The sequence below is a fragment of the Paenibacillus radicis (ex Xue et al. 2023) genome (assembly GCF_024722015.1).
Taxonomy (GTDB): domain Bacteria; phylum Bacillota; class Bacilli; order Paenibacillales; family NBRC-103111; genus Paenibacillus_S.
Map to the genome: position 1 here is coordinate 153,646 of NZ_JANQBD010000011.1, position 23,700 is coordinate 177,345.

A 23,700-nucleotide genomic window follows, 5' to 3' on the forward strand; every position below is an offset into this window, starting at 1 on the left:
AATCTTGATTATTGTTTTTTCTTGCCGTATCCGAAAGCTCCGTAATGCCCGCAGGTTACCGCAGCCGACTGTGAAGCTTGAATGAGAGCAGCCTGCACATCCCGGTACTCGTGATAATGTGCAAGGAATCCCCCGATAAAAGAATCGCCAGCGCCCATCGTATCGATGACATCGCCCGTCATATGAGGTTGGCTGCTGATGATGCCGTCTTTCGAAAACATAGCAGGCTCCGCCCCTCTTGTCACACCAACCACTTTTACTCCCAACTGATGAACTTCCTCGAACAAGGAACTGATTTCGCCGTGAGACATGTCGCTGCCCGAGAAAAAAGCATAGGTCAAATACGGGCAAACAAGCTGCAAATATGCTTTATTCCATCGCTTTGTTGTGGAAAAATCAAATGAAATCGGTTTATGCGCCAAACGGGACAGCTCGTGCTCGATATCACTATTGACACTTGTATGCACGACGTCATATTCGTTGATATAGTCGAGATCATCCTGGGTAAGCTTAAGCATAAGCAAGGACTGTACCCGGATTCCCCTGTTAGTACCTACGAAAATCCGGTCGCCCTCTTCATTTAGAGCAACGACTGCTTTGCCACTAAGGCCGTATGCCCGGCGAATACGGGAGAAATCGATTCCTTCTTCCCCCATGCATTTCACAACATGCTCCGCTTCCGCATCATCCCCAACGATTCCCAGATAAGCGCATGCACTCGCACCGTTTCGTTTACCGGCGACCGCCACATTCAAAGCATTGCCTCCCGGATACATCAGCCCTTGGTCTTGATAATAATCAACAACGTTATCTCCGATTCCAATCAGCTTCATTGTCTCGCTTTCACCTCTTTTAGGCCTTTACTCCGTTTCGTAATTCAATAGTCGCCAATTGGTCGATCTGTAAGCCCGCAGGGGAATTCACCAACACAACCCCGTAATCCCCTTGCGCCGATTCCAAGGAAACTTTCCCCTCACGCACATCTGTGAGCACTGACTCCGCCGGGCGTTCATATGGATTTCCGTAACCGCCTGATCCCGGTGAGCAAACGCTCACCAAGTCCTCTTTGTTCAGCGTAATCCCGGATATTTTAGAGCCCAACTGCTTGAGTTCGCCTCCGCCCAGAGCGGCCTTGAAACTGCCCGGACTTCCGCTTTTTCCGCCTTCCAAGCCCCATGGAGAGAACTTATGGCGGTCACCAAGACCTGTATAGCTCATTCCATCGTTCAAAATTCGGAAGTCTCTCTGAATGCCGAGGCCACCCCGGAACCGTCCTGCTCCTCCCGAATCTGTCCGCAGCTGATACCGCTCCACCAATACCGGGTATTCGCGCTCCAACGCCTCCACCGGCAGGTTCGATGTGTTGGTCATATGCACTTGAACGCCGCTTAACCCATCTCCACGGCTGTGTGCCCCTGCCCCCCCTGCGATCGTTTCAAGATAAACGAAATAATTGCCTGTCTTCAGGTTTGTACCCGAGAAAATAGCCGATGTCACGACACTGTTGCACGCCGCCAGGACACGTTCTGGGGCCACTTGGGCTAATGCCCCCAAGATCACATCTACCACCCGTTGGGCTGTATCGATCCTCTGTCCCACTGGAACCGGCAGCTTGCAGTTGACAATCGATCCTTCGGGTGCCGTTACCTGCAAAGCCCGGTAAATCCCTTGATTCGCAAAGATTGATTGTCCGGCAACCGCTTTGAAGCAATAGAAGGCCGTTGTCAGAAGTCCCGAATATGTCATATTCAGCGGACCAGGCACCTGCGGACTCGTTCCCGTGAAATCCACTTTAGCCATGCCGTCCACGATCGTGATCGCAGCCCGAATCGGAATCGGAGTATCCGAGTTAGCGCCTGCATCATCCAAATAATCTTCAAACGTGTAGGTTCCCTCCGGCAGCGTACGGATCCCGGCGCGCATCAGATGTTCCGCATAGTCCAGCAGAGCATCGGTACATTCGGCAAAATAATCCGCACCGTATTTCCGCACGACTTCACCCATCCGTTTCGCTCCTGCAATATTCGAGGCGATTTGCGCATCGAGGTCTCCGCTCCGCTCCACAGGCGTTCGGGTATTCAGGATAATGTAGTCATAAGTTTCCTGGACAAGCTCTCCCGCCTGACAAATCCGTCCTAATGGAATCCGCAGCCCTTCCTGATAGATGTTGTCCGAATTCGCCGATACACTGCCGGGTACCATCCCGCCGATATCCGAATGATGCGCAATATTTGCCACGAAAGCTACCAACCGTTCATCGATAAAAACAGGTGATACCATCGTGATATCGGGTAAATGAGTCCCGCCTCCAGCATAAGGATCATTTGTAATGAACATATCACCAGGACGCAGCGACTGCATCGGGAACTTCTTTAACACCTCGGTGACGACGCCGAGCATCGACCCGAGATGCATAGGCACATATTCAGCTTGCGCAATCATTTGTCCCTTTCCGTCAAACAGCGCTGTCGAGCAATCTTTTCTCTCTTTAATATTGGTGGAGTAAGCCGTCTTCACCAACGTAACGCCCATCTCTTCCGCAACGGAGAGCAGCAAATTTCCTACAATTTCTAATGTAATGGGATCTATCCGTTTCATTGTTGTTCCTCCTCGCCAAAGGTATGAATCAGCAGATTGCGGTATGCATCCACTTGCATGGTTTGCCCCGGCAGCAGCAGGATCGTAGAATCCATCTGTTCAATGATAGCTGGACCCGTGACCCTATCCCCGGGAACCAGATCGCTCCGCTGATAAATAGCCGTCTGGTAATAATCCGGACGATCTGCTTCCGAGAAGTACACTTCACGATACAATGATGATTGCACCGTCCGGCTGCCGTTCTCATCCCCACGCTGCAGTGTCGCCTTGGGCAGCTCACCAAGAGCGGTGACCCGATAATTGACGAACTCCACAATTCCTGTCCGGTTGGAGTATCCGTAATTTTTCTCATGCTGCTCATGGAAACGTGTCAAAATCCCTTGCATCCCTTCGCCGGTCAATTCAGACCATTCGACGGGGATCGTTAGTTCGTAATTTTGTCCCTTAAACCGCAAATCCAGTCCAAGTACAAATCTGCGCTTCGCTTCTGTTATGCCTTCCTTCTCCAGCATCGCTGCTCCCTCTTGCTCCATACCGGCAAAAAGCCCGCGGATTGTCTCCATACTGCTTGCACTTGATTCAAGCAGCGAGGACCGGACATAGTCGGAGCGAACGTCCGTCACCAGAAGGCCCAGCGAACAAAATGTACCCGGTGAAGGCGGAACCAGAATCCGGGGAATACCGAGTTCACGCGCCAATGCGCCACAGTGAAGCCCACCTCCACCACCAAAGGAAACGAGCGTAAATTCCCGGGGATCGTATCCTTTCTCCACGGAAATTAAGCGGATCGCCCGTGTCATGTTTGCGTTCACCACAGAAAGGATGCCCATTGTCGCTTCAAGCAGCGATAGATTCGTTCGGTCGCAAATGTGCTCCTGCACGACCCGTTTCGACGCTTCCACATCTAGAATCATTCTTCCGCCTAAAATACCATCTGGATTCAAACGGCCGAGTATCGTATTAGCGTCTGTCACAGTCGGCCGCGTTCCGCCACGTCCGTAAGCTGCGGGTCCAGGCATGGACCCGGCGCTTTCCGGCCCTACCTTCAACGCACCGCCGGCATCCAGCCATGCAATCGATCCTCCTCCCGCACCGCATGCATGAATATCCAACATCGGAATGCGTGCGGGGAAACCTTCGACTTCACGTTCCATCGAAATTTTGGGCTCGCCGTTCTCAATTAAACTAAAGTCAGCCGAAGTGCCTCCCATGTCAAACGTAATCATATTTTTATAACCTGTCAGTTCGGCCAGATGCGCTGCCGCCACGACACCAGCTGCTGGTCCGGACACTGCAGTACGTACCGGATTTGCTACAGATTCTTGAATCGAAATGATACCGCCGTTCGATTGAGTAATGTATGGATCTACCGGAATACCCGCCTTACGGACGGATTCCTGAAAATTTTCCATATAACGCTGCATAACCGGACCAAGGTACGCGTTGAGAGCTGTGGTGCTTAAACGTGCGTATTCTCTAAACTCCGGTACCACCTGATGAGAAGCGGAAACATAGGCTTCCGGGTACAGCCTCCTAATTTCCTCTACCGCTTGTTTCTCGTGCTCCGGGTTGAGGTAGGAGAAGAGAAAACATACCGCGATCGATTGTACACCTTCACTCTTCAAGTGTTCAATCGCTTCACGCAGACGGTCACGATCCAACTGTTTTCGTACGCTGCCGTCCGCATACAGGCGTTCGTCGACCTCCAACCGCAGATGGCCGGGAATGACCGGTTCCGGCTTTTCCTTGAAAAAATCGTACAGACTTGGGCGGGTTTGACGCCCGATTTCAAGCAAATCACGGAATCCTTCTGTGACAAGAAGCCCCGTGAGTGCTCCTTTTCTTTCGATCAGTGAGTTGGTGGCCACTGTTGTGCCGTGAGCCAGATAACGAAGCTCCGACACAGGAACTTCGTTCAGCTCCATAATTTGCACAACGCCGTTCATGATAGCCCGGGATGGGTCTTCAGGCGTGGAAGGAACTTTATGGTTCAATATCTCTCCCGAATATGAATCAACCAATGTTACGTCAGTAAAGGTTCCTCCGACATCTACTCCGACCATGTAACGCATATTTTTCCTCCTCGTACGCACTTGTACTGTAACCAGTTGTTATATGTTGTCCTGTTGTACTATATTGTTACAAGGAAATTATATATCGCAGGTTTTGGGCAAACAATGTAATATATGACTTATTACTTGTCATATTGTCCTTTAATTAGCGGCTTTCGGATTGATAAAATCCTTAAGTGGCCACACTTTGCTCATCAAAATTTGCAAATGCGGAAACAAACATGAATAAGACGATATAATACAACATTACAGATAAATATTACCTCTCGGAGTTTACCTTTGCTCAAATAGACAGCACTGGAAATCACAGTAATCTGCCCGCTTTATCCAGAGTTTCGCGAAGAGGGTCCAAGAAAGACCTGTTGTTACAAATATTCGCGCGACGCACAAAGAGGCTGTCCCAAAAGGGTATCAGTGAATGAATCAGTCCCAAACTATGTACAAAGACGCCTCCAAAACCACCATGTAAGCGGAAATGGAAGCGTCTTTTTTGTAGGGAAACTCCCATCAGAGTGGGGGTTCGAAAATCCCAAAATGAGTCCGGCCGCTTTTTGGATGTTACTTAAGTGATGGGACGGCTGCTTTCAATCTAGAGGAGACCATGATTTGTCGGGGCCGCTGCAGAAGGAAAGAAAATAGATGGAAATCCTCACGCTAATCCAGCTTGGATATCGCCTGAAATCAATCTAACTGGAAAAACTAACTCTAATATAGGTGAAATGGTGGATATCAGCCAAAATACGTAGAATTAGCATGAGGAATTCCAGCTATAAGACTTGGAACGCTATTTTCGGAGTAACTAACTTGACATTTTCCTGATAAATGCACGAAGTGCGCCAGACTGCCATGCAATGCCGTAACCGAACCACGAACCCGATGCCCGCGATGAGTACACGCTGGAAAGCGACCTCATCTTATTCATCACTAAGAATACACAAGAATATGCAAAAAAAGCCTTCAACTATTAAAGTGGAATTGAGGGCTCTTTTGCAACCATCTATTCAGGATAAAATGGTGGAGGGGTTGTCTCAAAATGACTTTTGGGACAGCCCCACGCTTTCTGTACTGAATTTCTCAAAATTCGAGTTTCCATGTTGTGATTATTTCAAACACTTCTTGCCTATGTTGAGATCTAGGATGTAAGATCAAAAATCATCCAGAATCATTTAACTTACTATAAATTAGGAATATTATCATTTACTTATATTGGAACATACGTTCCATTCCCGAAAAGGAAATGTATGTAATATCTGCATACACTCCAATCACAAGGGGGGCATCTTGGAGGTTAAAAATATGCTCAGTTAGCATGTCAATTCTAAAATCATACTTGAGATCGAAACCAAGAAAAGAATGCAACCGAAAGCAAGTGCCCCCATATTAAGAGAGACCGTCATCAACAACACCCAAATTATTTTAAATATCCGATTCTCTTCCTGCTTTACGTCCTTATACTCGGAATAAACTTCAGGGAAACTAAAACCAATGAACACCAAACCTAATATCATTAAGATTAACAAATCCATATACAGATTTCCTGTTATATTTGTAAAAGTTGAACCCCGGCATATGTAATGCCACATTTCACCCAACCCCTAGCAGGGCAGATACTGCCACTTTTTCCGGTTAATTTGTCCAATAATTTTGGAAAACATGTATTAACTTATTCTGCCCGTCCCTCGGTTTTAAGGGTTAAGTGGCCTTTATTTTGAGCATGCGGAAATAGTTATAATGAACGAAACCGACCACCATTTTATGTTACGTAGGTTGATTATGGTCAACAATGGTACTGAAACAAAGAACCATTTAACCAAAAACAGAGCTACAAACAAAAAGGAGAGTCGGTTTATTATGAAGGATACCACAAATATATCGGTTTTGACGTATCAAAGGAAAAACTCACTGCGGGTGCAAACCGCACTTCCTATCCTTTCACCGCCCCGGCTGTTATGCCTTGGATAATATACCGCTGCATGCACAGGAAGAAAATAATGATCGGTATCACGGCCATCGTCAGCGCAGCCATAGCCAGGTGCCACTCGTTTGTGTACTGCCCGAAATAAACCGATGAAGCAAGGGGAATCGTTTGATTTTTTTTGGAGCTTAATGTAATCAACGGCAGCAAAAAGTCGTTCCATATCCAAAGCGAATTGAGAATCGCAACGGTTGTCGTAATCGGCTTTAGAAGCGGTAGTAAAATGCGGAAATACACGCCAACGGTTCCGCTGCCATCGATCAAGGCAGCCTCCTCAAGCTCTCGCGGTATGGATTTGATAAAACCATGAAACAGGAAAAGCGCGAACGGTACGCCAAAGCCCCAGTACATAATGATGATGCCGTACAGTGTATTGATCAGCTTCAGCTCTTGAGCCACCTTCACCAGCGGTATCATCATCGTCTGGAATGGGATCACGAGTGAGGACAGAATGACAAGAAAGATAATCTGGCTAGCGAGCCCGGGCCGGCGCACCAATTGGAAAGCGGCCGCAGAGCTGACGAGCAAAATACCGGACACGGCGATCACGGTAATAATAAGCGAGTTCATAAACACGCCTAGAAAGTTGATTTGTTTCCATACAACCGCAAAATTTGCAAACTGAAATACATGAGGCAACGCCAAAGTCGAGGTTGCAACTTCATTGTATGTTTTCAGTCCATTGATAAAAGTGATATAAAGAGGGACAAAGACCAGCAAGGCAAGCAGAATCATAAGGACTTCAATGATAAGTTTACCGATAGAATAACGATCTTGATTCACATCTCCACCTCCCTGCGCTTCATCACAGCCACCTGGATGAGCGTAATGGAAGCCAGCACCAGGAAGAATACGACAGACTTGGCTGCTGCATACGTAAACAGGTTTTTCGTGAATGCATCCAAATAAATATGAAAGGCAAGCGATTCCGTTGTCCCGAATGGTCCGCCTTTGGTCAAAGCGAAATTAAGATCGAATCCTTTAAACCCGCTGGAAATAGCGAGAAACAGATTGATAGTCATCGCAGGACGAATCAACGGCAGAACGACATGCCAAAACCTTTTAATACGCCCGGCTCCATCAATCTCCGCAGCCTCCAGCATATCTTTGGGAACACCTTGAAGGGCGGCCAAATAGATCACCATAAAATATCCGGCGGAATGCCATACCGTAACGAGAACGAGCGACCAGAAGGCTTGTTCGGGCAAGCTGAGCCAGTTTTTTTGGAACAGCAGCCAGCCTGTTGATTTTCCGATCTCACCAAACAGTCGCACGATGATAAACTGCCAAATAAAACCGATAATGACCGAACCGATCACGTATGGCAAGAAAAATATGGTACGGAGCATATTTCGGGTTTTGAGCGACATGTTCAGCACCAGTGCCAGAAAAAGCCCGCACACATTCAAGCATATTGTCGTCGCCAATACATACTTAAAGGTAAAATAAAAAGATTTAAAAAAACCGCTGTCCTGTACGATTTTTTGATAATTTCCCCATCCGGCCCAACGGATATCGTTGCTGATTCCATTCCAATCCTGAAACGAATACATGATCGCCCGCAGGAACGGAACCAGAATAATCACTGCGAAAAAAAGGATTGCCGGAGCCACAAAAGCTGAATATATGAACAATTGTCGAGTTTTCATTTTCATTATGGGCTTCTCCCTTTCCTTTCATGGTGTAGGTTGATAAACACGGTGCACAGTCTCGTTTTGAAAGCCATGCACCACGTCATCTTCAGGAAAGGTTATTTTTTCACTCGGTCCGTCCAGATTTTTTGAACTTCAGTCAAGGCCTGCTCTTTGTTTAACTGACCGCCCACATAAGCTTGCAGCGGCTTGGCAAACTCTTGATTGGAGCCGGATGGCCACAACGTATGGGCCCATGGGATCGTTTGATTTTTCTCAACATATCCGCTCAAATCCTGAGCGAGCGGTCCAAGGTCTGGAGACGTTTTCAAATCTGTAAATGCGGGAATGAGCTTGAAGGAATCAACCAAATATTTTTGTCCATTCGTATGGAGCCAAGTCAGGAATTTTTTAGCCTCATCCAGATTCTTGGAATTTTTGTTCAGCACGTAATATCCCGGTACGCCTACAGGTAATTTCGTGTCAGAAGCATTGTCATTGAGTGGAATAGCGAACATACCGATTTTGAGGTTCGGGTTGATCTTTACAATCGAATCAATCGTCCAGACACCTTGCTGCATCATGGCTGTTTTACCGGTGGAAAATTCCGATACCTGATTATCGTAGCTAATACCGACCGATTCTGCGCCTTTGCCGTATTTGACCGTCATATCCAGTACATCGAAAAATCCATTCATGTTAGCTACATTGTTGACTTTAGCTTCGCCTTTGTTGATTTTTTGAATCATTCCTATAGGATCCTTCTCATAGGCGTAAGGCAGATTGAACAAGTGCTGGCCGAGTATCCACCATTCCTTATATCCTTCCGAGTAGGATAAAATGTTCGCAGCCTTCAGCTTCTCGTTCACCTGCTTCAGTTCGGCAAGCGTTGTCGGCACCTTATCGATGCCTGCTTTGGCAAACAAATCTTTATTGTAGATAAAGCCGTAGCCCTCAAAAGCAACAGGAAAGCCAAGCTTTTTGCCGTCTACCGTCATTCCCTCTACAGCCGAAGGCGATACCTTGGACATCCACGGTTCGTTCGACAAATCCGCTATTTTATCTGACCAATCCTTAATATCCGTAAACGCCTTGGACATAAAAATATCTGGAGCATCGCCTGAAGCGAATCGGGTTCTTACAATTGTATCGTAATCAGAGGTAGCCCCGCCTTCAATGATGACATTCGGGTTTTGCGCCATGTAATCAGCGGACATCGCTTTAACCTTGTCAGTAATCTCGACTTTAAACTGCAGCAGCTTGAGCGTCACCTTTTGCCCGTTTGCGCCGCCTGTTGCAGGTTGTGTGCTCGTTCCGGAGTTGGAACCTGTTTTAGACCCTGAATTACTTGGCGGCTCATCTCCACCAGCGCAACCGACGAGCGAAGTCAAAAGCAGTGCTGCAACGGTCAGCATGGAAAACTTCTTTTTCATAAATCCTCATTCCCCTTATAGTCAATTTTTGGTTCCCTTCACCAATTAGTCTATAAGTTTGTCTTAAGGAACGGTAGAGATTATTTTCGCCAAAAAAAGGAATCTATGAATCTCGCCGCTGCTTCCGGTACTGCAGGGGAGAAACCCCGGTTTGCTTTTTGAACACCTTGCTGAAATAATTATCATCGGTATAGCCCAGAGAACCAGCCATCGTCGATACTGGCATATCCGTATGGAGAAGGAGCGACTTCGCTTTTTCCATCCGCAACTCCGTCAAATACGTCATGAGCGTGGTGTTGTACAGCTCCTTAAACTTTTTGGCGATGTATTGCGGGCTGAAGCGAAATCGTTCAGACAGCATCGACAAGGAAAGCTCCTCTTGAAAATGGCGATGTATATAATCGTAAATCGCTTGAATGCCACGGTTGCCGGCATTCCCGTTTCCTTCCTCCTCGATCAGCATCCAAAACATTTGGACCAGCTGCTTTTCCCACTCGTCCAAATCACTTATCCATTGCGGCATAAAAGCGTCAACCTCTTCGTTGTCCGATTTGTGCAGACGTCCTGCCTGCTCCAACAATAAGTTGGCTTCCATCGTGTAAGACTGCAGCTCCTTCAAGCTAAGCTCACCCCGTTCCCGCAGTGCTTGTGTAAAAGAGCGGATGATGTCCGCAACGTAGGCTTTATTTTCGTTTTTCAAAGCGGATTGCAGCAAGATTTGCTGTGCTGTCAACCGGGGAGCTTCCTTTCCTGACACCACCCGACTGCCAGGATTCAGCAGATTGCATTTCAGCAGCGCTGTACGGGCCGCGCCGACCGCAGAAGGAAGTGTTTCCACGGATGCTTCCGTATCGCATAAGCCAATAAGCACCTCGAGCCCCAACGTGTTTCGCCAGGCTTCCTTAATTTTGTCCATACAGCGCCTGTGCTCGCCCGAAGTCAGCCTAATGCTCCCCTCTGCTGCGGTTATCAGCAGCCATTGATACCCATCTAATCGGCACAAGTAGTGGGAATTATACAGCTTTAAGGTTTCATGGGTAATATTGTTGACCGCAAAGACGAAGAGCTCTCCATCTCCAAAAAACCTTCGTTCGATAAGTCCCATACGATTGCGGGGCAGCACCAATGCTACCCTCAACTGTTCCATGGGCAAGCCGATTTTGAAGAACAAGCTCCGGATTCCTTCGTGCAGCGCGGTCTCGCCAATGAAATAGGAAGCCAATTTCTGCTCATCCAGCAGTGCGTCCGCCTTGCGTATGCGATATTCGGTTTCCCGGTTCTCACAAAGACTGCTTTCCTTCTGCTGCCATGCTGTAACCGCTCGTATGAGCGCATGCTCCAGATCACTTTTGCTAAAAGGCTTCAGCAAATAATCCACACCGTTCGCCCGGATCGCCGCTTGCGTGTAGGAGAAAGCGTCATAACCGCTGACGACAATTACCTGGGTCGACCAGCCTTCCTCACGGAGCAGCCGCAACAGCTCTGTTCCTTCCATATTCGGCATACTCATATCGCAGAAAAGCACTGCCGGATTGTGCAGGCGGATCAATTCTAGCGCCTGCTGCCCATCCTCTGCCGTCAAGCGTTCGGTAATGCCGAACTTATCCCAATCTATAGCTAATTCTATGCCCTCTCTTACATGCTCTTCATCATCGGCAATCAATACTTTCATATTTAATTCGCCTCCTTGTTTAGGCTGACAATGGGAATTTGGAGAGAGATCACTGTGGCTTCATAAGGTGCGCTTTGAATATCCCAATCGAATCCTGGATCGTAATGAAGACGCAGCCGTGTGAGCACATTGATCAAGCCGATCCCACCATCCTGACCGGTATGGAACTGGTGCTTGGCATACTCCTGCTTGATTCGTTGTACCATCAACGCGTTCATTCCCTTTCCGTTGTCCATCACACGGATACAAAGCTGCTGATCTGCCTCAATCCCGATGTGTATGGTGCCGGATCCTCGTCCCTTTTCAAAGCCGTGGATAATACTGTTCTCCACCAAAGGTTGCAGGATCATCTTCGGCACATGCATGCTCATTGCATCGGGTGAACAGGACAGCGTGTACGACAGCTTGTTTTTGAACCGTCCCATCTGCAGGGACAAGTAATGCTCGATGTGTTGGATCTCTTTTTGTAGCGGCACGGTCTCCGTCTGCAAATCCATGCTGTAGCGCAGAATAGCTCCCAGCTCGGCAATTTTTTCGCTGACCTCTACCGAACCTTGGCGAAGAGCGAGAGTGCCGATGGACTGAAACGTATTATATAAAAAATGCGGATTGATCTGGGCCTGCAGCATTTTCAAACGGGCGGTGGATAGTTCCAGCCGATTCCGGTACTCCCGATTCATCAAGTCATCCAAATTCAGTACCATTGATTGAAAACGATGCTCCAGCACACCCAACTCATCCATACGTCCGGTTGAAGGCCCTATCTCAAAGTTTCCGGTTTCCACACGGGCAATGCTACGAAGAAGCCTTTTTACAGGAGCAATGGTGAAATAGGACAAAATCGCGGCCAGTACGAGCACAAAGACCACAGCAATGAACTGAATGATTAATGAACGGCTTAGTGTCTGGACAGCAGATTCATTCACAACTGTAAGCGGGACGAATTTAACTATGGTGAGAGGCAAATCCAGATAGTGGTCTCTCACATAAATATAAATCCCGCTGCTGCCTTTCCACTTCCCGCTGATCGAGCCCCTATCCCCAGGAAGCTCCGGCATTAGACCTTCACCAGCTCGTTCAGCAGGTACATCAGCCGAGGAATATAGAAGTTTCATGTCTTTTTGCATATACAAAAAGACATGTTCGCCTTGATGATGCGCAGGAATGGTTAAAGGTCGAAGCCTCTTCTCAATCTCACTGAGCCCGGCATAAATCGATACCATTCCCAGCACCTCGGAATGGGGATAATCGACAATCGGTTTATGAAAGGCAAGCGATAGCTCACCTCCGATCTTGTTCACTTCATACCATCTGGCATAATCCATAACCTCACTCTCATTTTGAGGTATCGCTGTACTGGGAAGTACCATATTGACTCCAACCCGGGCAATATCCGCGTTCACGATCGTTTCCCCGGTCAAAGCGCTCACGTATCGTACTGCGCGAAATTCGGGACGGCTGTTGTAAATGTTAACCAGCTGACTGCTTGTAGCCATCACATGGGCAGGAACAATTTCCCGCGATCTCAAATACCGCATTAGCGTCTGATCATAGTAAAAGGAAAGCGATATATGATTCAAATCATTCAAATACTGCTTGATATTGTCCATTCCGCTATCCATCGTGCTCTGATTAAGCTCGATCACCTGACGCTCCATGGATCGTGAGGTGGTCTTGTAAGAAATCATCGTAGACAGCGATAACGGGATGATTACTGAGATGAGCATACCGATCAAGAGTTTAGCAAACAAGCTCCTTTTTAGCCACATGTAAAATCGCCCCTGTTCATGATTGCTTTCCATTCCATGACTCCATACTGTGAATGTCTGCTTATTCATATTAACATAATTTATGAAAGCGGATACATACCTCTTTTTCCTAGATATCAACAATCCTGTTCCAATTAATCAAATTGCACGAAAATAAATTAAAGTAATCCAATGTGAATTTAATAATTTGAATAGAATGGTCTTTATGATCTTATTATTCCAAGAAGTCGCTATCGGCCTATTGATGACTCTTTATCGGAATTGGTTGGCGACGTTTATTTAGCAAGGGGCTTTGGAAAAAATGATTGACACAAACGCCACTTTTAAATAACATCTGTTACATAACGTATGTTATTATTAAGGAGTTGAAGCAATGCCCCCAACAGCAGTTATCACGGAAGAGAAGATTTTAAAGGCAGCATTTGAAATTGTCCGGGTGCAAGGGTTAGAGTACTTGACTGCCCGAAACATCGCACAAAAACTCAATTGCTCGACTCAACCTGTGTATCGAATCTACGATAATATGGATGAAGTTAAAGATCGTGTGTATGGAATGGCTGTAAGTCTTATGCGGGATCAAATATTCAGCCATCAGGATGACCAAAACTCGCCAGCGTTGAATATGGCGATCGGTTTTTTGCATTTTGCGAAGCAAGAGCGATATATTTTTCAGTTCGTGTATTTATCTGGATACAAAAGTTTTGATTTAAGTCACGAAGTGTTTATGGGAGACACGTTAAGTATGAAATCAATGCTTCATAGCGAGCGATTTCGAGCTATTGATGAGAAAAAGCAAAAAAATATTTTTATCAAAATTTCGATCTATCTCACTGGTATTGGCACAATGATCAATTCAGGCACGCTAAAGATGGATTTCCATGAAACTATAGAGATGGTTAGAGAAATGTACGAGGCATTATTGTCCTATGAAGGGAGACCACAATCATGACGCAAATGGTCGGAAAAAAAGTAGGCGAAGGCGGTTGCTCGGAAGTATTCCAATGGGGCGGGAATCAACAAATCGTGAAAGTAGCGAAGGGCAACACGAATGTGGATGCAGTGAAAAGAGAATTTTCCAATAACATGCTCGTTTGGGAGAACGGATTGCCTGCGGCCCGTCCCTATGAATTACTGGAAGTCGATGGCCGTCCCTCGATTGTCATGGAAAGAATTCACGGGGAATCGTTGATGGAGCATTTCTTCCGTTACCTTATGCAGCCTCCTTCCGAAAAAAGTCAATATGGCGATAGTAGTGAATTTTTAAAAATCACTGCAAGATTATTGAACGAAACGCATCGTTTTGGCAACCTTCCATTGCCTTCTCAAAGAGAAATGATGATATACTCCATTCGCTCGGCAGGCTATTTAACCGCATCCGAGAAAGAACGGGTGATCCGTCATCTGGAACAATTGCCTATCAAAAAGCAAGTCTGCCATGGAGACCCTAATCCGGGAAACATCATGATTCGTGAGAACAAAGCTTTGTTCATCGATTGGATGAACGCTTCGATAGGCAACCCCGAGGCTGATTTGGCCGAATATGTCATTATGATCCGTTATGCCATCTTGCCACCCCACGCTCCGAGCAGCGCGGTTTCCAACTTCGATTCCCTGAGAGCGCATATCATTCAAATATTTTGCGATGAGTATCGCCGTTTGTCGGGCAATTCTCTGGATGAAGTTGAAAACTGGATCATGCCTGTTGCGGCGCGTAAACTATGTGCGGATGCTATCAGCGAGGAAGAAAAAATGTTGCTTCTCGCCGAGATTAGGTCAAGACTTTAAGGAGCGTAACTCCGCAGCGGGAAAACGTGGTTAGCTGATGCCATTGGTCTCCGAATTGCTTCCAAAAATCAGTCCCATAGTCTCTATGTCATACGTCTGATCAAAAAAATTTATCATCAATGTCATGATATCTCCATGAGTCCCAAATGATCGCTTGCTGATATTAAAATAAACTCCCCGATCACCAATTTTTCTTGAAATTAGGAGAAACCTCTGTATTAAATTCAAAAAAACTATCACTAAGATCAATTGACCTTGGAGATAGTTTTTTTCATCAAAATGGATAATTGTTGGACAGACTAACTATATATCCCAATTAAGCTTTACTTCATTACCCGTTCTAGATGATTCATAAATCGCATCTAAAATTAAATTATTCGTAAAGCCTGTCAATGCCGAGCAAATGGGATCATACCCTTCACGAATGCATTCTATGAAGTGACGGCACATCCGAAGTCGGTCTCCCTCATCATTGTCAGGAACGTGGAAATCCGTTTCCATAGGCCGATTGAATTTCTCGGTAAAAAACTTGCCATGAGTTTCTCTATAGCTTGCTCCTCCCTCCGTACCCAATAAATGAATATAAGGCTTGCTATCGGTTTCCATATGAGCAGCCCAACTTACATCGAGTGATAGCGTGCTTCCATCCTCCATTTTGATCATGGCCGTGGCCAAATCCTCAACATCGAAGATTCCATCCCAGTTTGGTTTCCCCCATGTACCGATCCCTTTTTTGTATGGGCCGAATTTTGCATAAGTTGAACCGTATACAGATACAGGCTTCGGATTGCCCATTAAATAAAGGGCCATATCCAGCATATGCACACCAATATCAATTAACGGTCCGCCACCCGATTGGTCCATGCTTGTAAACCAAGTTCCCCAACCTGGGATACCTTTACGCCTCAGCCATCCTGCTTTGGCTGCATATATTCGACCAAGCTCACCTCTAGCTTGTTGCTCTTTAATTTGCATCGGTACGTACTGCCACCGCCGTTGGTGAGCTACCATCAATACTTTGTCGGATTTATTGCTTACCTCCAAAATTTGGCGTGAGCTGTCAGCATTAAGCCCCATTGGCTTTTCCAGCAGGACATGCTTGCCTGCCTCCAATGCTTGAATAGCTAATGGTGCATGAAATTGATTCGGGACCGCAATAATAACCGCATCAACCTCAGAGCTATGAATGAGCTCATCCGGACTTTTGGCTATATGTGAAATACCGTACTCAAGAGCGCGAACCTCGGCAAGCGGCATGTAAGCATCTGTAATAGTTGTTATAACACAGTCATCAGGCAGCTTCAGAAATTCCTTAATATGAACATTTCCAATATTGCCTGCTCCAATGACACCAAGTTTCAATTTATCTGCAGATCCCATTCTCTGTCACTACTCCCTTTTGCTTTATTGTTTCAGCAAACCCTAATCCATTCTTTTTGTTGGCTGCTCATTAGAATGGCGTCAACTATTTTCATATTGTGATGTCCATCGGCAAGCGTTGCAAAGTTCCGCTCCCCTTCAATGGTCTGGCTCCTTCGTTTTCTCTTTATTTCATTATAGAAATCAAGGAATAGATTCTTCAAGCCATCAGGCCAGCCTTCTTGATGCCCGCCAGGGAGATGAGCCAACGCTGCAGCTTGAGGTGAAAGCAAGGCAGGATCACGATACCATTCTTTATTCGGTTCATTTCTTCTGCCTTCCCACAGCGTGTTTGGGTTTTCCTGATCCCAGTATAGAGTAGAGTCCGCAGATGATATTTCAAAATGCAATTTATTTTTACGTCCAGCACTAACTTGGGAGACGGTGAACACACCGCTAATATCATCTTCAAAATGAACCAGCACCGAACCGCAATCTTCTGTCGAAACGTCCACTTCCTCGAACACATCATTCAGTCCTTTTGCATAGGTGGACATGTTGTTGGATGGCTTCTTCCGAATGGGATGGATCGTTTTTAGGTCGGCAAAGACCTCGACTATTTTTTTACCAAGGACAAATTGCATGGTATCGCACCAGTGCGATCCAATATCTGCTATCGCTCTGGAAGGTCCGTTTAATTCAGGTTCAAGCCTCCAGCTGTAATCGGTATCGAATAAGAGCCAATCCTGTAGATACCCTCCGGTTACCAAATGACATTTACCGTTTTGTCGGCTCATCAGCATAGTATGAGCTTGCATCACCATAGGAAAGTGTCTGTAGTTAAAGCAAACTCCATGGATCGTTCCCATTTGCTCAGCCAAGCTTACAAGCTCGCCTGATTCTGAACTATTCATAGCTAACGGTTTTTCTGACAGCAAGTCTTTACCAGCTAAAATAACAGCTCTATTAATTTCAAAATGAAGATAATTAGGCGTGCAGTTATGAATTACATCCAGCTCCTGATTGGACAGTAATGCATGATAAGTTTCATAGGCATACGGAATTCGATATTGCTCAGCCAATACCAACGCTTTGTCCATCGTACTGCCTGCAACCGCAAGGATTTCTACACCTGGAACACGCCTTAATGCTTCCATATGAAAGTTTGCCGAAAACCCAGTTCCAATAATGCCAACTTTGATAGTCTCCATTTCATTACTCTCCGAAAATTTAGTCATAGCTTCAATTCATCATACCTCTCGGTAGCTACACATAATGCTGTAAAAATAACATGTCGCTTTCAACACTTTGGAACTTATCCTCTCGCTCCCCATCGCTCTCCACAATGGTGTAAAGGACATGGCCAAGCTCCTTAATCCTTCCGTAAACCGTGCCAAAATCGAACAAGCCTTGACCCAGATCAACAAACATATCCGGCTTTCGATATTTCATATGGACCTCATGGTACGGCGCCGTATAATCCTTTTCTGACAGCTCATCAAAAAGGTTCAATGGATACGTTAGACCCTTTTTCATATCACGTTGATGCACGAGGTCGCACCTTTCTCCTAATTGATCTAACAGGGCTATTGGATCTAAACCGCCTCGAATAACCCATGCCAAATCCAATTCCACCTTAATATACGAAGGATCTGTATGATTCAACAGCATATCGAACAGCGTATTTTCACCGTCCTGCTTGAACTCAAGTGCATGATTGTGCAGATAAAAAGACATGTCGTGCTCATGACAACGTCTTCCGATAACGTTCACTTTTTCCGCTAATTTCAGCGCTTCCTCGCGTGATGTTATTCGAAGCGAGGGCAGGACAATCCGTTGTACCCCCAATTGAGCGTTATAAGGAATGATAAAATCCCAATCCAAATCGTCTACTTGAAGCCCCGGTGCGATACCTTCATGTGAAGCAATTGGGTTCAGGTTCAATTCGACGAGCTTTTTTTTCAATTCATTTGCAGGAATCGCATCGCTAAAACGCTTTCGGGATTTATCCGTTGCTATTAGCTCAACATTTCTATACCCAATCTGTGCCAATTTCTCTAAGGTCCCGAAGTAATTATCATTTAATTGGGAATTTACCGAAAATAAATTAATTGCTACCTCCATACTCTTGGTATCCTCCTTCATCGTTCACGCTCATGCTCAGTATTGAAAAGCCCAATATGAACCTACATACTGGACTTTCGATTCTATACGATTTCTGATAGACTGCTGCTATTTACTCTTAGCCCATTCATCAAGCTGCTTTTGCTTTTCAGCAACAATTTTATCTATGCCTGCCGCTTTTAATGCAGCTATAAACTTCGGAAGATTGACCTCTGGATCAATAGTTCCTGTCTCCAAGCCAATTTTATATTGATTGACTACATTCGTTACTGCTGCTACTTCTGTTTTTACCGGGTCAGTGCTAAAGGTAAAGCCTAACGCTTTTGATTTCTTTGAGCCCTTATTAAACTTATCCATCTTATTCCATATTTCCGGATCTTCGTTGGCCCAAAGATAATTTAACAATTGGTTGCCGAACATCCAGCCTTGCCTTAGGTTATAGCCGCTGTTCTTGGCATCGACTCCAGACGGATAATCGATGACATTCTCGGATTTCTTCACATAATGCTTGCCTTCAATTCCCCATGCCAACAGATTGACCAATTGCTTATCCGAATACAATAAGTTCAATACCATCATGGCACGTTCTGGGTTTTGGGAATTCTGGGTTATGGAGAACATCGTTCCCGTAACACTGCGCGTTGTTGCAATGGAGGGTGTCAATTCAACACTCACCATCGGCTGACGAGTAAGCTCGCTGACCTGCGACTCAATACCCGGTTTACCTTTTACGATGACACTAAACCCTTTATTTGCCTTAATTAGATCGTACCCTGTTTCTTTACTTGTTGCCGCGTCCTTGGAGATATATCCGGCTTGATACCATTTTCTCATCTTTTTAAGCACTTCTGAATACTGAGGTGTTTCATACCAATTTACCACTTTCAGCTCTTCCAGATTGGTTAATACACCGAAGTCGTCACCCAAATTATCCATCATGCCAAGATTGTAATATTCAATCGGCGAAGTTCCAGCCAAATGTGGCCCCAATAATGTAAGATTAGGCTCTCCTTCTTTGATAGCTTTAAAAACCGCATCCAAATCATCCAGCGTCTTGATCTTGCCAGCGTCAATTTGATATTTATCCAAAAGATCCTTGCGCATCACAATACCACCGAAGGAAGCAAAATCCCGTATACTCGGAACCCCATACGTCTTCCCTTTCACCTTCGTTGCTGCCAAAATTTCCGGATCTACCGCTTTGAGAATTCCTTGTCCCGACTTGTTCAATAAATCATCGAGAGGCAGCAGTTGACTTTTGGATACCTGCGAGCTGTAATTTTGTGCGCGTGTATATATAAGATCAACTTTCTCATTTGCCGTAACCATGAGTGTGGATTGCTGCTCCCACGCAGCTGAATCGATGGAAACCAACTTAATGGTTGCATTCATCTTCTCTTTCGTAATCTTACTCATTTCCTCCTCGACTGCTTTCAAATCCTTCTGGCTCGGCCCTCTGAACACAATAGCAACTTCATAAGGGGACAAATTAGTGTTGTTCTTTGATGCATCATTTACGGCTGCATCTTTCGCGGGATCTGTTGACTTTGCACAACCAGCCAAAACCATACCTGCAGCCAGCATTGTGACAACAGTCCCAGTTAAGCTCTTCATTTTTTTCATGAATCGGACCTCCCTATTTTATATGCCAATTCAGTTTGGAACTGAATAATAGCCGTTCCTTATCCTTTAACCGCACCGACAGTGAGCCCTTTAATAAAATACTTTTGAAAAAAAGGATATGCCATAAGGATAGGAATGACCCCCATCACCGCAATAGCCATCCTCACACTCTCACTAGGGATTGCAGCGAGGTCTCCAACCTGACCGGATTCAGCTACTGAGTTTTTCAAGTATTGAATATCCAGCAATATCCGGTTTAATAAATTTTGAATGCTATAGTATTTGCTGTCCGTAATGTAGATCAATCCGTTAAACCAATCATTCCAGTAATGAATAGTTTGAAACAATCCCACTGTGGCTAGTACAGGCAAGGAAAGCGGCATAACAATCTTGTAAAAAATTTTGAGCTGGCCGGCTCCGTCTATATAGGCAGATTCAATGACAGGCGTCGGTATGGATTGAGTGAAAAACGTCCTCATCAAGATAACATAAAAGGCATTGAGCAATAAGCCTGGTATGATAAGAGCCCAAAATGTATTTTTCAGCGGTATCAGTTGCGTATAAACCAAATACGTAGGTACTAAGCCGCCGTTGAACAGCATGGTGAAGAAGACGAAAAATGATAAAAAGTTACGAAAAGGCATTTCATTTCTTGAAATCGGATAGGCTAACAAGGATGTAATCACAAGACTTGTTACGGTTCCTATTACCGTTACCAGAATCGAGATACCATAAGCTCGTACAATCGTTGCCGAGTCTCTAAACAAAAATTCATACGCTTCCCAGCTGATCTCTGAGGGAAACAAAGAATATCCGTTTACTATAATAGTTTGCTCATCCGTAATGGAAGCGGTAATTAATAGAATGAGCGGTATCAAGCAAAAACAGGAGATAATAATGAATAGCAGGTTAAGAACCCATTGCCCGGCGTTCTTTGTTTTCACTGAAGCTCACTCCTTTAAAATAATGCGTTTTCCCGATTCACTTTTCTTACCACAACATTGGATATGAAAACCAGTACGAAACCAACAACTGATTGATAAAGTCCAGCCGCGGAAGACATGCCGATATCCCCATTCTTCAATAAAGCACGGTATACATACGTATCAATGACATTCGTCGTTGGTTGAAGCATACCAGAATCCAACGGAACCTGATAAAATAACCCAAAGTCTGAGCTAAAAATCTTACCTACTTGCAACAGCGTCATAATGATGATAACAGGTGAGATTAAAGGGATCGTAACACTCATAATTTGCTGCAGCTTACTGGCTCCATCAATGGTAGCTGCTTCGTAATATTCTTGATCGATCCCAATGATAGCCGCCAAATAGATTACACATAAATAACCTGCATGCTTCCATAATTGAACTGTTGTTAAAATATATGGCCAGTATTTGGGTTCGCTATACCACATCATGTCTTGGATACCAAGCATGGGCAGTATGCTTTTATTAATAAATCCATGCTCCATACTCAGCAAGGAAAACACCAGATAACCTATAATAACGGATGAAATCAAATGAGGAAGCAGCACAACGCTTTGATAGAAACGTGAGAACACTCGGTTTTTTAATTCGTTTAACAGAATGGCCAAAGCTACAGCAACTATTAAATTCAAAACAATAAACACCACGTTATATAAGATTGTGTTTCTTGTGATGATGTAGGCATCGCTTGTTTTAAACAGGTATTCAAAATTTTTAAATCCAACCCAATCGCTCCCCAAGATGCCTTTGGCAAAATTGATATCCTTGAATGCAATAACCATTCCAAGCATTGGAAGGTAGTTATTGATGAGCAGATAAAGGATACCTGGCACTACCATTAAGAGCAGTGCTTTGTTTTTTTTGATATTACGCAAACGATTTCTGTCCAACAATGATGTCATGGCGTTTCTCCCTTCAAATTGCTTTCTGTGATATCTATAGATTACGCCATAAAAGGATAAGCCCCCACCACTATTCTGACCTCACTCTACTACAATTCTGACCTCTTCTTATAGGAAAAAGCATCCCATCATAGAATAGGATGCTTACTTATTGGACATATTACATTCTCGAAACTCCTGTGGATTGAGCTGGGTTGCTCTTTTGAACATTTTGGCGAAATAAGAAAAGTTCGAATAGCCAACCGACACCGCTATTCCACTGACCGACAAGTCGGTATTGGCCAATAACTCTTTGGCGATTTCAATGCGTTCCTCCGATATATAATCGATTAGGGATATTCCCGTCTCTTTCTTGAATAATCTGGATAAGTAATCTGGATGTACATGAACGTATTTTGCGATATCATCTCTCGACAGAGAATCTCCCAGGTTTTGTTTGATATACCACTTCACTTTGTCTACGATGGTTTCCGACTCCTCAGACACGCGGCAATATTCGACTGTTGTTTTCAAGGAATCCTTAACCCAAGCCTGAAGGTCCGTTACAGAGCGTGCTGCTGTGGATATCCGTTCCGGAGACATATGGTCGGTAAAAATTTGATGCGAATGAAAACCCTTAACCTGAAGAAAATGATAAAGAATTTGAACAAAGCTTTGTTGAAATTCCTGAAGCAGCTTAGCATCCAATAGTTCCATATTTCGCCAAGAGTTTAAATATTCTTCCGTTGCCGTGAATACGGCTTCGAACGCTCCTGATTTCAACATTTCTAACCACCCGGCCATGGGGATCAGCTTTGTAATCGTCCCGACATGGTTAAGCCATTCATTTTTAACAAATACTTTATTGTTCTGAGTCACATTATTAATCTCCATTTGGGTCAACAGCTCAACCTCTTTAACAATTTCCCATAAAAAGCTACTTTCCCCTATGTAACAAGACAGATCACAATAAAAATAACGATTACAGGAAGCTATATACGTCTCGAAAGCTTTTCTAAGCTGGTCTGGTTCAACTTTGTTCCTATCAGCCATGAAGTCAGGAATTAAGCCCAGCAAAGTCCCCTCTTTTAGATGGACCATCTGGCTGTTCGGATAATCGGTAAAAATGATTTCCTCCGCCGCGTTTTGCAGAGCATACTCCAGAATCGTAATATCTCTTGGAGTGAACACTTTGTACCACCGCTGAACACTTATAAGGACCGGTATAAACTGATCTGTTTCTTGATAGGGTATATTTTCCATGACAAGAAGCTCTTTAATTTGATTTGAATTGGAGAGCAGCCTATAGTTCAACAAATCCTTCCAAAACCGCTCAATCAGAATGGGCTGATTTTTGGACCACAGGCTGTAATAATGAGCATAATTTTCATTAAAGGCGATCTGTTCCCTTTTATACTCAACACGTTCAATCGCTTTTTCAATAACCTCCTCCAGCTCGTCGTATCTGACCGGCTTAAGCAAATAATCAAGGCTTCCCAGTTGAATAGCTTTTTTGGTATAAGTAAAATCGGAATGACAGGTTAAAAATACAGATTCGGTTGCATTATAATGCTCTCTTACCCATGTCAGTAATTCAAGTCCATTCCCTTGGGGCATTTCAATATCACAAATCATAATATCGATAGGCTCTTGCAAGAACACCTCTTTAGCTTGCTTCACGCTGTAAGCGACATAGACATTCGTAATCGATAGCTTTTCCCAGTCGACACCGGATTGAACCGCGCGGACCGCATGAACCTCATCATCAACAATAAGCAACCGGTACATA

Annotated in this window: 17 protein-coding genes; 2 read left to right on the plus strand and 15 right to left on the minus strand. The window is 44.9% G+C overall.

Features of this window, described 5'->3' with window-relative positions:
- Positions 1–8: 8 nt before the first annotated feature.
- From NV381_RS16480 to NV381_RS16515, 8 genes are all read right to left on the minus strand, one after another.
- Positions 9–833 (minus strand): PfkB family carbohydrate kinase, encoded by an 825-nt coding sequence (locus tag NV381_RS16480; protein ID WP_258214386.1) that lies wholly within the window; start codon positions 831–833, stop codon positions 9–11.
- Between the two features lie 19 nt (positions 834–852).
- Positions 853–2,598: a hydantoinase B/oxoprolinase family protein gene (locus tag NV381_RS16485; RefSeq protein WP_258214387.1), complete on the minus strand. Its 1,746-nt coding sequence runs from the start codon at positions 2,596–2,598 to the stop codon at positions 853–855.
- Positions 2,595–4,670 (minus strand): hydantoinase/oxoprolinase family protein, encoded by a 2,076-nt coding sequence (locus NV381_RS16490; RefSeq protein ID WP_258214388.1) that lies wholly within the window; start codon positions 4,668–4,670, stop codon positions 2,595–2,597. The genes NV381_RS16485 and NV381_RS16490 overlap by 4 nt, the downstream gene beginning before the upstream one ends.
- Positions 4,671–6,594: 1,924 nt before the next feature.
- Positions 6,595–7,428: a carbohydrate ABC transporter permease gene (locus NV381_RS16495; protein ID WP_258214389.1), complete on the minus strand. Its 834-nt coding sequence runs from the start codon at positions 7,426–7,428 to the stop codon at positions 6,595–6,597.
- Complete coding sequence (locus NV381_RS16500) at positions 7,425–8,300, minus strand: carbohydrate ABC transporter permease (protein WP_171654405.1); 876 nt, start codon at positions 8,298–8,300, stop codon at positions 7,425–7,427. The genes NV381_RS16495 and NV381_RS16500 overlap by 4 nt, the downstream gene beginning before the upstream one ends.
- 95 nt (positions 8,301–8,395) lie before the next feature.
- Positions 8,396–9,709, minus strand: a complete 1,314-nt coding sequence (locus NV381_RS16505) for an ABC transporter substrate-binding protein (RefSeq protein ID WP_258214390.1) — start codon at positions 9,707–9,709, stop codon at positions 8,396–8,398.
- 103 nt (positions 9,710–9,812) lie between these two features.
- Positions 9,813–11,381 carry a response regulator transcription factor gene (locus NV381_RS16510; protein WP_258214391.1) on the minus strand — a complete coding sequence of 523 codons (1,569 nt, stop codon included), beginning with the start codon at positions 11,379–11,381 and terminating at the stop codon, positions 9,813–9,815.
- A gap of 2 nt (positions 11,382–11,383) precedes the next feature.
- The gene (locus NV381_RS16515; RefSeq protein ID WP_258214392.1) at positions 11,384–13,150 is read right to left on the minus strand and encodes a cache domain-containing sensor histidine kinase; all 1,767 of its coding nucleotides are present in this window, start codon (positions 13,148–13,150) and stop codon (positions 11,384–11,386) included.
- A gap of 373 nt (positions 13,151–13,523) precedes the next feature.
- On the opposite strand from NV381_RS16515, the gene NV381_RS16520 reads away from it, so the two are divergent.
- Positions 13,524–14,099: a TetR/AcrR family transcriptional regulator gene (locus NV381_RS16520; protein WP_258214393.1), complete on the plus strand. Its 576-nt coding sequence runs from the start codon at positions 13,524–13,526 to the stop codon at positions 14,097–14,099.
- Complete coding sequence (locus NV381_RS16525) at positions 14,096–14,935, plus strand: phosphotransferase (RefSeq protein WP_258214394.1); 840 nt, start codon at positions 14,096–14,098, stop codon at positions 14,933–14,935. Before NV381_RS16520 ends, NV381_RS16525 begins: the two co-directional genes overlap by 4 nt.
- A 303-nt stretch (positions 14,936–15,238) precedes the next feature.
- Here NV381_RS16525 and NV381_RS16530 read toward each other — a convergent pair whose 3' ends face one another.
- The 7 genes from NV381_RS16530 to NV381_RS16560 all read right to left on the minus strand — a co-directional run bounded on the left by NV381_RS16530 (position 15,239) and on the right by NV381_RS16560 (position 23,699).
- Entirely contained in the window at positions 15,239–16,315 is a 1,077-nt protein-coding gene (locus tag NV381_RS16530) for a Gfo/Idh/MocA family protein (protein WP_258214395.1), read from the minus strand.
- 32 nt (positions 16,316–16,347) lie between these two features.
- Positions 16,348–17,505, minus strand: a complete 1,158-nt coding sequence (locus NV381_RS16535; RefSeq protein WP_258214396.1) for a Gfo/Idh/MocA family protein — start codon at positions 17,503–17,505, stop codon at positions 16,348–16,350.
- Between the two features lie 55 nt (positions 17,506–17,560).
- A complete protein-coding gene (locus NV381_RS16540; protein ID WP_258214397.1) occupies positions 17,561–18,418 on the minus strand; it encodes a sugar phosphate isomerase/epimerase family protein in 858 nt (285 codons plus the stop codon).
- A gap of 108 nt (positions 18,419–18,526) precedes the next feature.
- Positions 18,527–20,041 (minus strand): ABC transporter substrate-binding protein, encoded by a 1,515-nt coding sequence (locus NV381_RS16545; RefSeq protein WP_258214398.1) that lies wholly within the window; start codon positions 20,039–20,041, stop codon positions 18,527–18,529.
- 59 nt (positions 20,042–20,100) lie between these two features.
- On the minus strand, positions 20,101–20,985 hold the full coding sequence (locus NV381_RS16550; RefSeq protein WP_258214399.1) for a carbohydrate ABC transporter permease: 885 nt from the start codon (positions 20,983–20,985) through the stop codon (positions 20,101–20,103).
- 14 nt (positions 20,986–20,999) lie between these two features.
- Entirely contained in the window at positions 21,000–21,932 is a 933-nt protein-coding gene (locus tag NV381_RS16555; protein WP_258214400.1) for an ABC transporter permease, read from the minus strand.
- 144 nt (positions 21,933–22,076) lie between these two features.
- Complete coding sequence (locus tag NV381_RS16560) at positions 22,077–23,699, minus strand: response regulator transcription factor (RefSeq protein ID WP_258214401.1); 1,623 nt, start codon at positions 23,697–23,699, stop codon at positions 22,077–22,079.
- Position 23,700 lies beyond the last annotated feature (1 nt).

Bases quoted from the DNA above. Each gene is read 5' to 3' on its own strand.
- NV381_RS16480 (WP_258214386.1), bottom strand. From the start codon at position 833: ATGAAGCTGATTGGAATCGGAGATAACGTTGTTGATTATTATCAAGAC.
- NV381_RS16485 (WP_258214387.1), bottom strand. From the start codon at position 2,598: ATGAAACGGATAGATCCCATTACATTAGAAATTGTAGGAAATTTGCTG.
- NV381_RS16490 (WP_258214388.1), bottom strand. From the start codon at position 4,670: ATGCGTTACATGGTCGGAGTAGATGTCGGAGGAACCTTTACTGACGTA.
- NV381_RS16500 (WP_171654405.1), bottom strand. From the start codon at position 8,300: ATGAAAATGAAAACTCGACAATTGTTCATATATTCAGCTTTTGTGGCT.
- NV381_RS16505 (WP_258214390.1), bottom strand. From the start codon at position 9,709: ATGAAAAAGAAGTTTTCCATGCTGACCGTTGCAGCACTGCTTTTGACT.
- NV381_RS16510 (WP_258214391.1), bottom strand. From the start codon at position 11,381: ATGAAAGTATTGATTGCCGATGATGAAGAGCATGTAAGAGAGGGCATA.
- NV381_RS16515 (WP_258214392.1), bottom strand. From the start codon at position 13,150: ATGTGGCTAAAAAGGAGCTTGTTTGCTAAACTCTTGATCGGTATGCTC.
- NV381_RS16520 (WP_258214393.1), top strand. From the start codon at position 13,524: ATGCCCCCAACAGCAGTTATCACGGAAGAGAAGATTTTAAAGGCAGCA.
- NV381_RS16525 (WP_258214394.1), top strand. From the start codon at position 14,096: ATGACGCAAATGGTCGGAAAAAAAGTAGGCGAAGGCGGTTGCTCGGAA.
- NV381_RS16530 (WP_258214395.1), bottom strand. From the start codon at position 16,315: ATGGGATCTGCAGATAAATTGAAACTTGGTGTCATTGGAGCAGGCAAT.
- NV381_RS16535 (WP_258214396.1), bottom strand. From the start codon at position 17,505: ATGGAGACTATCAAAGTTGGCATTATTGGAACTGGGTTTTCGGCAAAC.
- NV381_RS16540 (WP_258214397.1), bottom strand. From the start codon at position 18,418: ATGGAGGTAGCAATTAATTTATTTTCGGTAAATTCCCAATTAAATGAT.
- NV381_RS16545 (WP_258214398.1), bottom strand. From the start codon at position 20,041: ATGAAAAAAATGAAGAGCTTAACTGGGACTGTTGTCACAATGCTGGCT.
- NV381_RS16555 (WP_258214400.1), bottom strand. From the start codon at position 21,932: ATGACATCATTGTTGGACAGAAATCGTTTGCGTAATATCAAAAAAAAC.
- NV381_RS16560 (WP_258214401.1), bottom strand. From the start codon at position 23,699: ATGTACCGGTTGCTTATTGTTGATGATGAGGTTCATGCGGTCCGCGCG.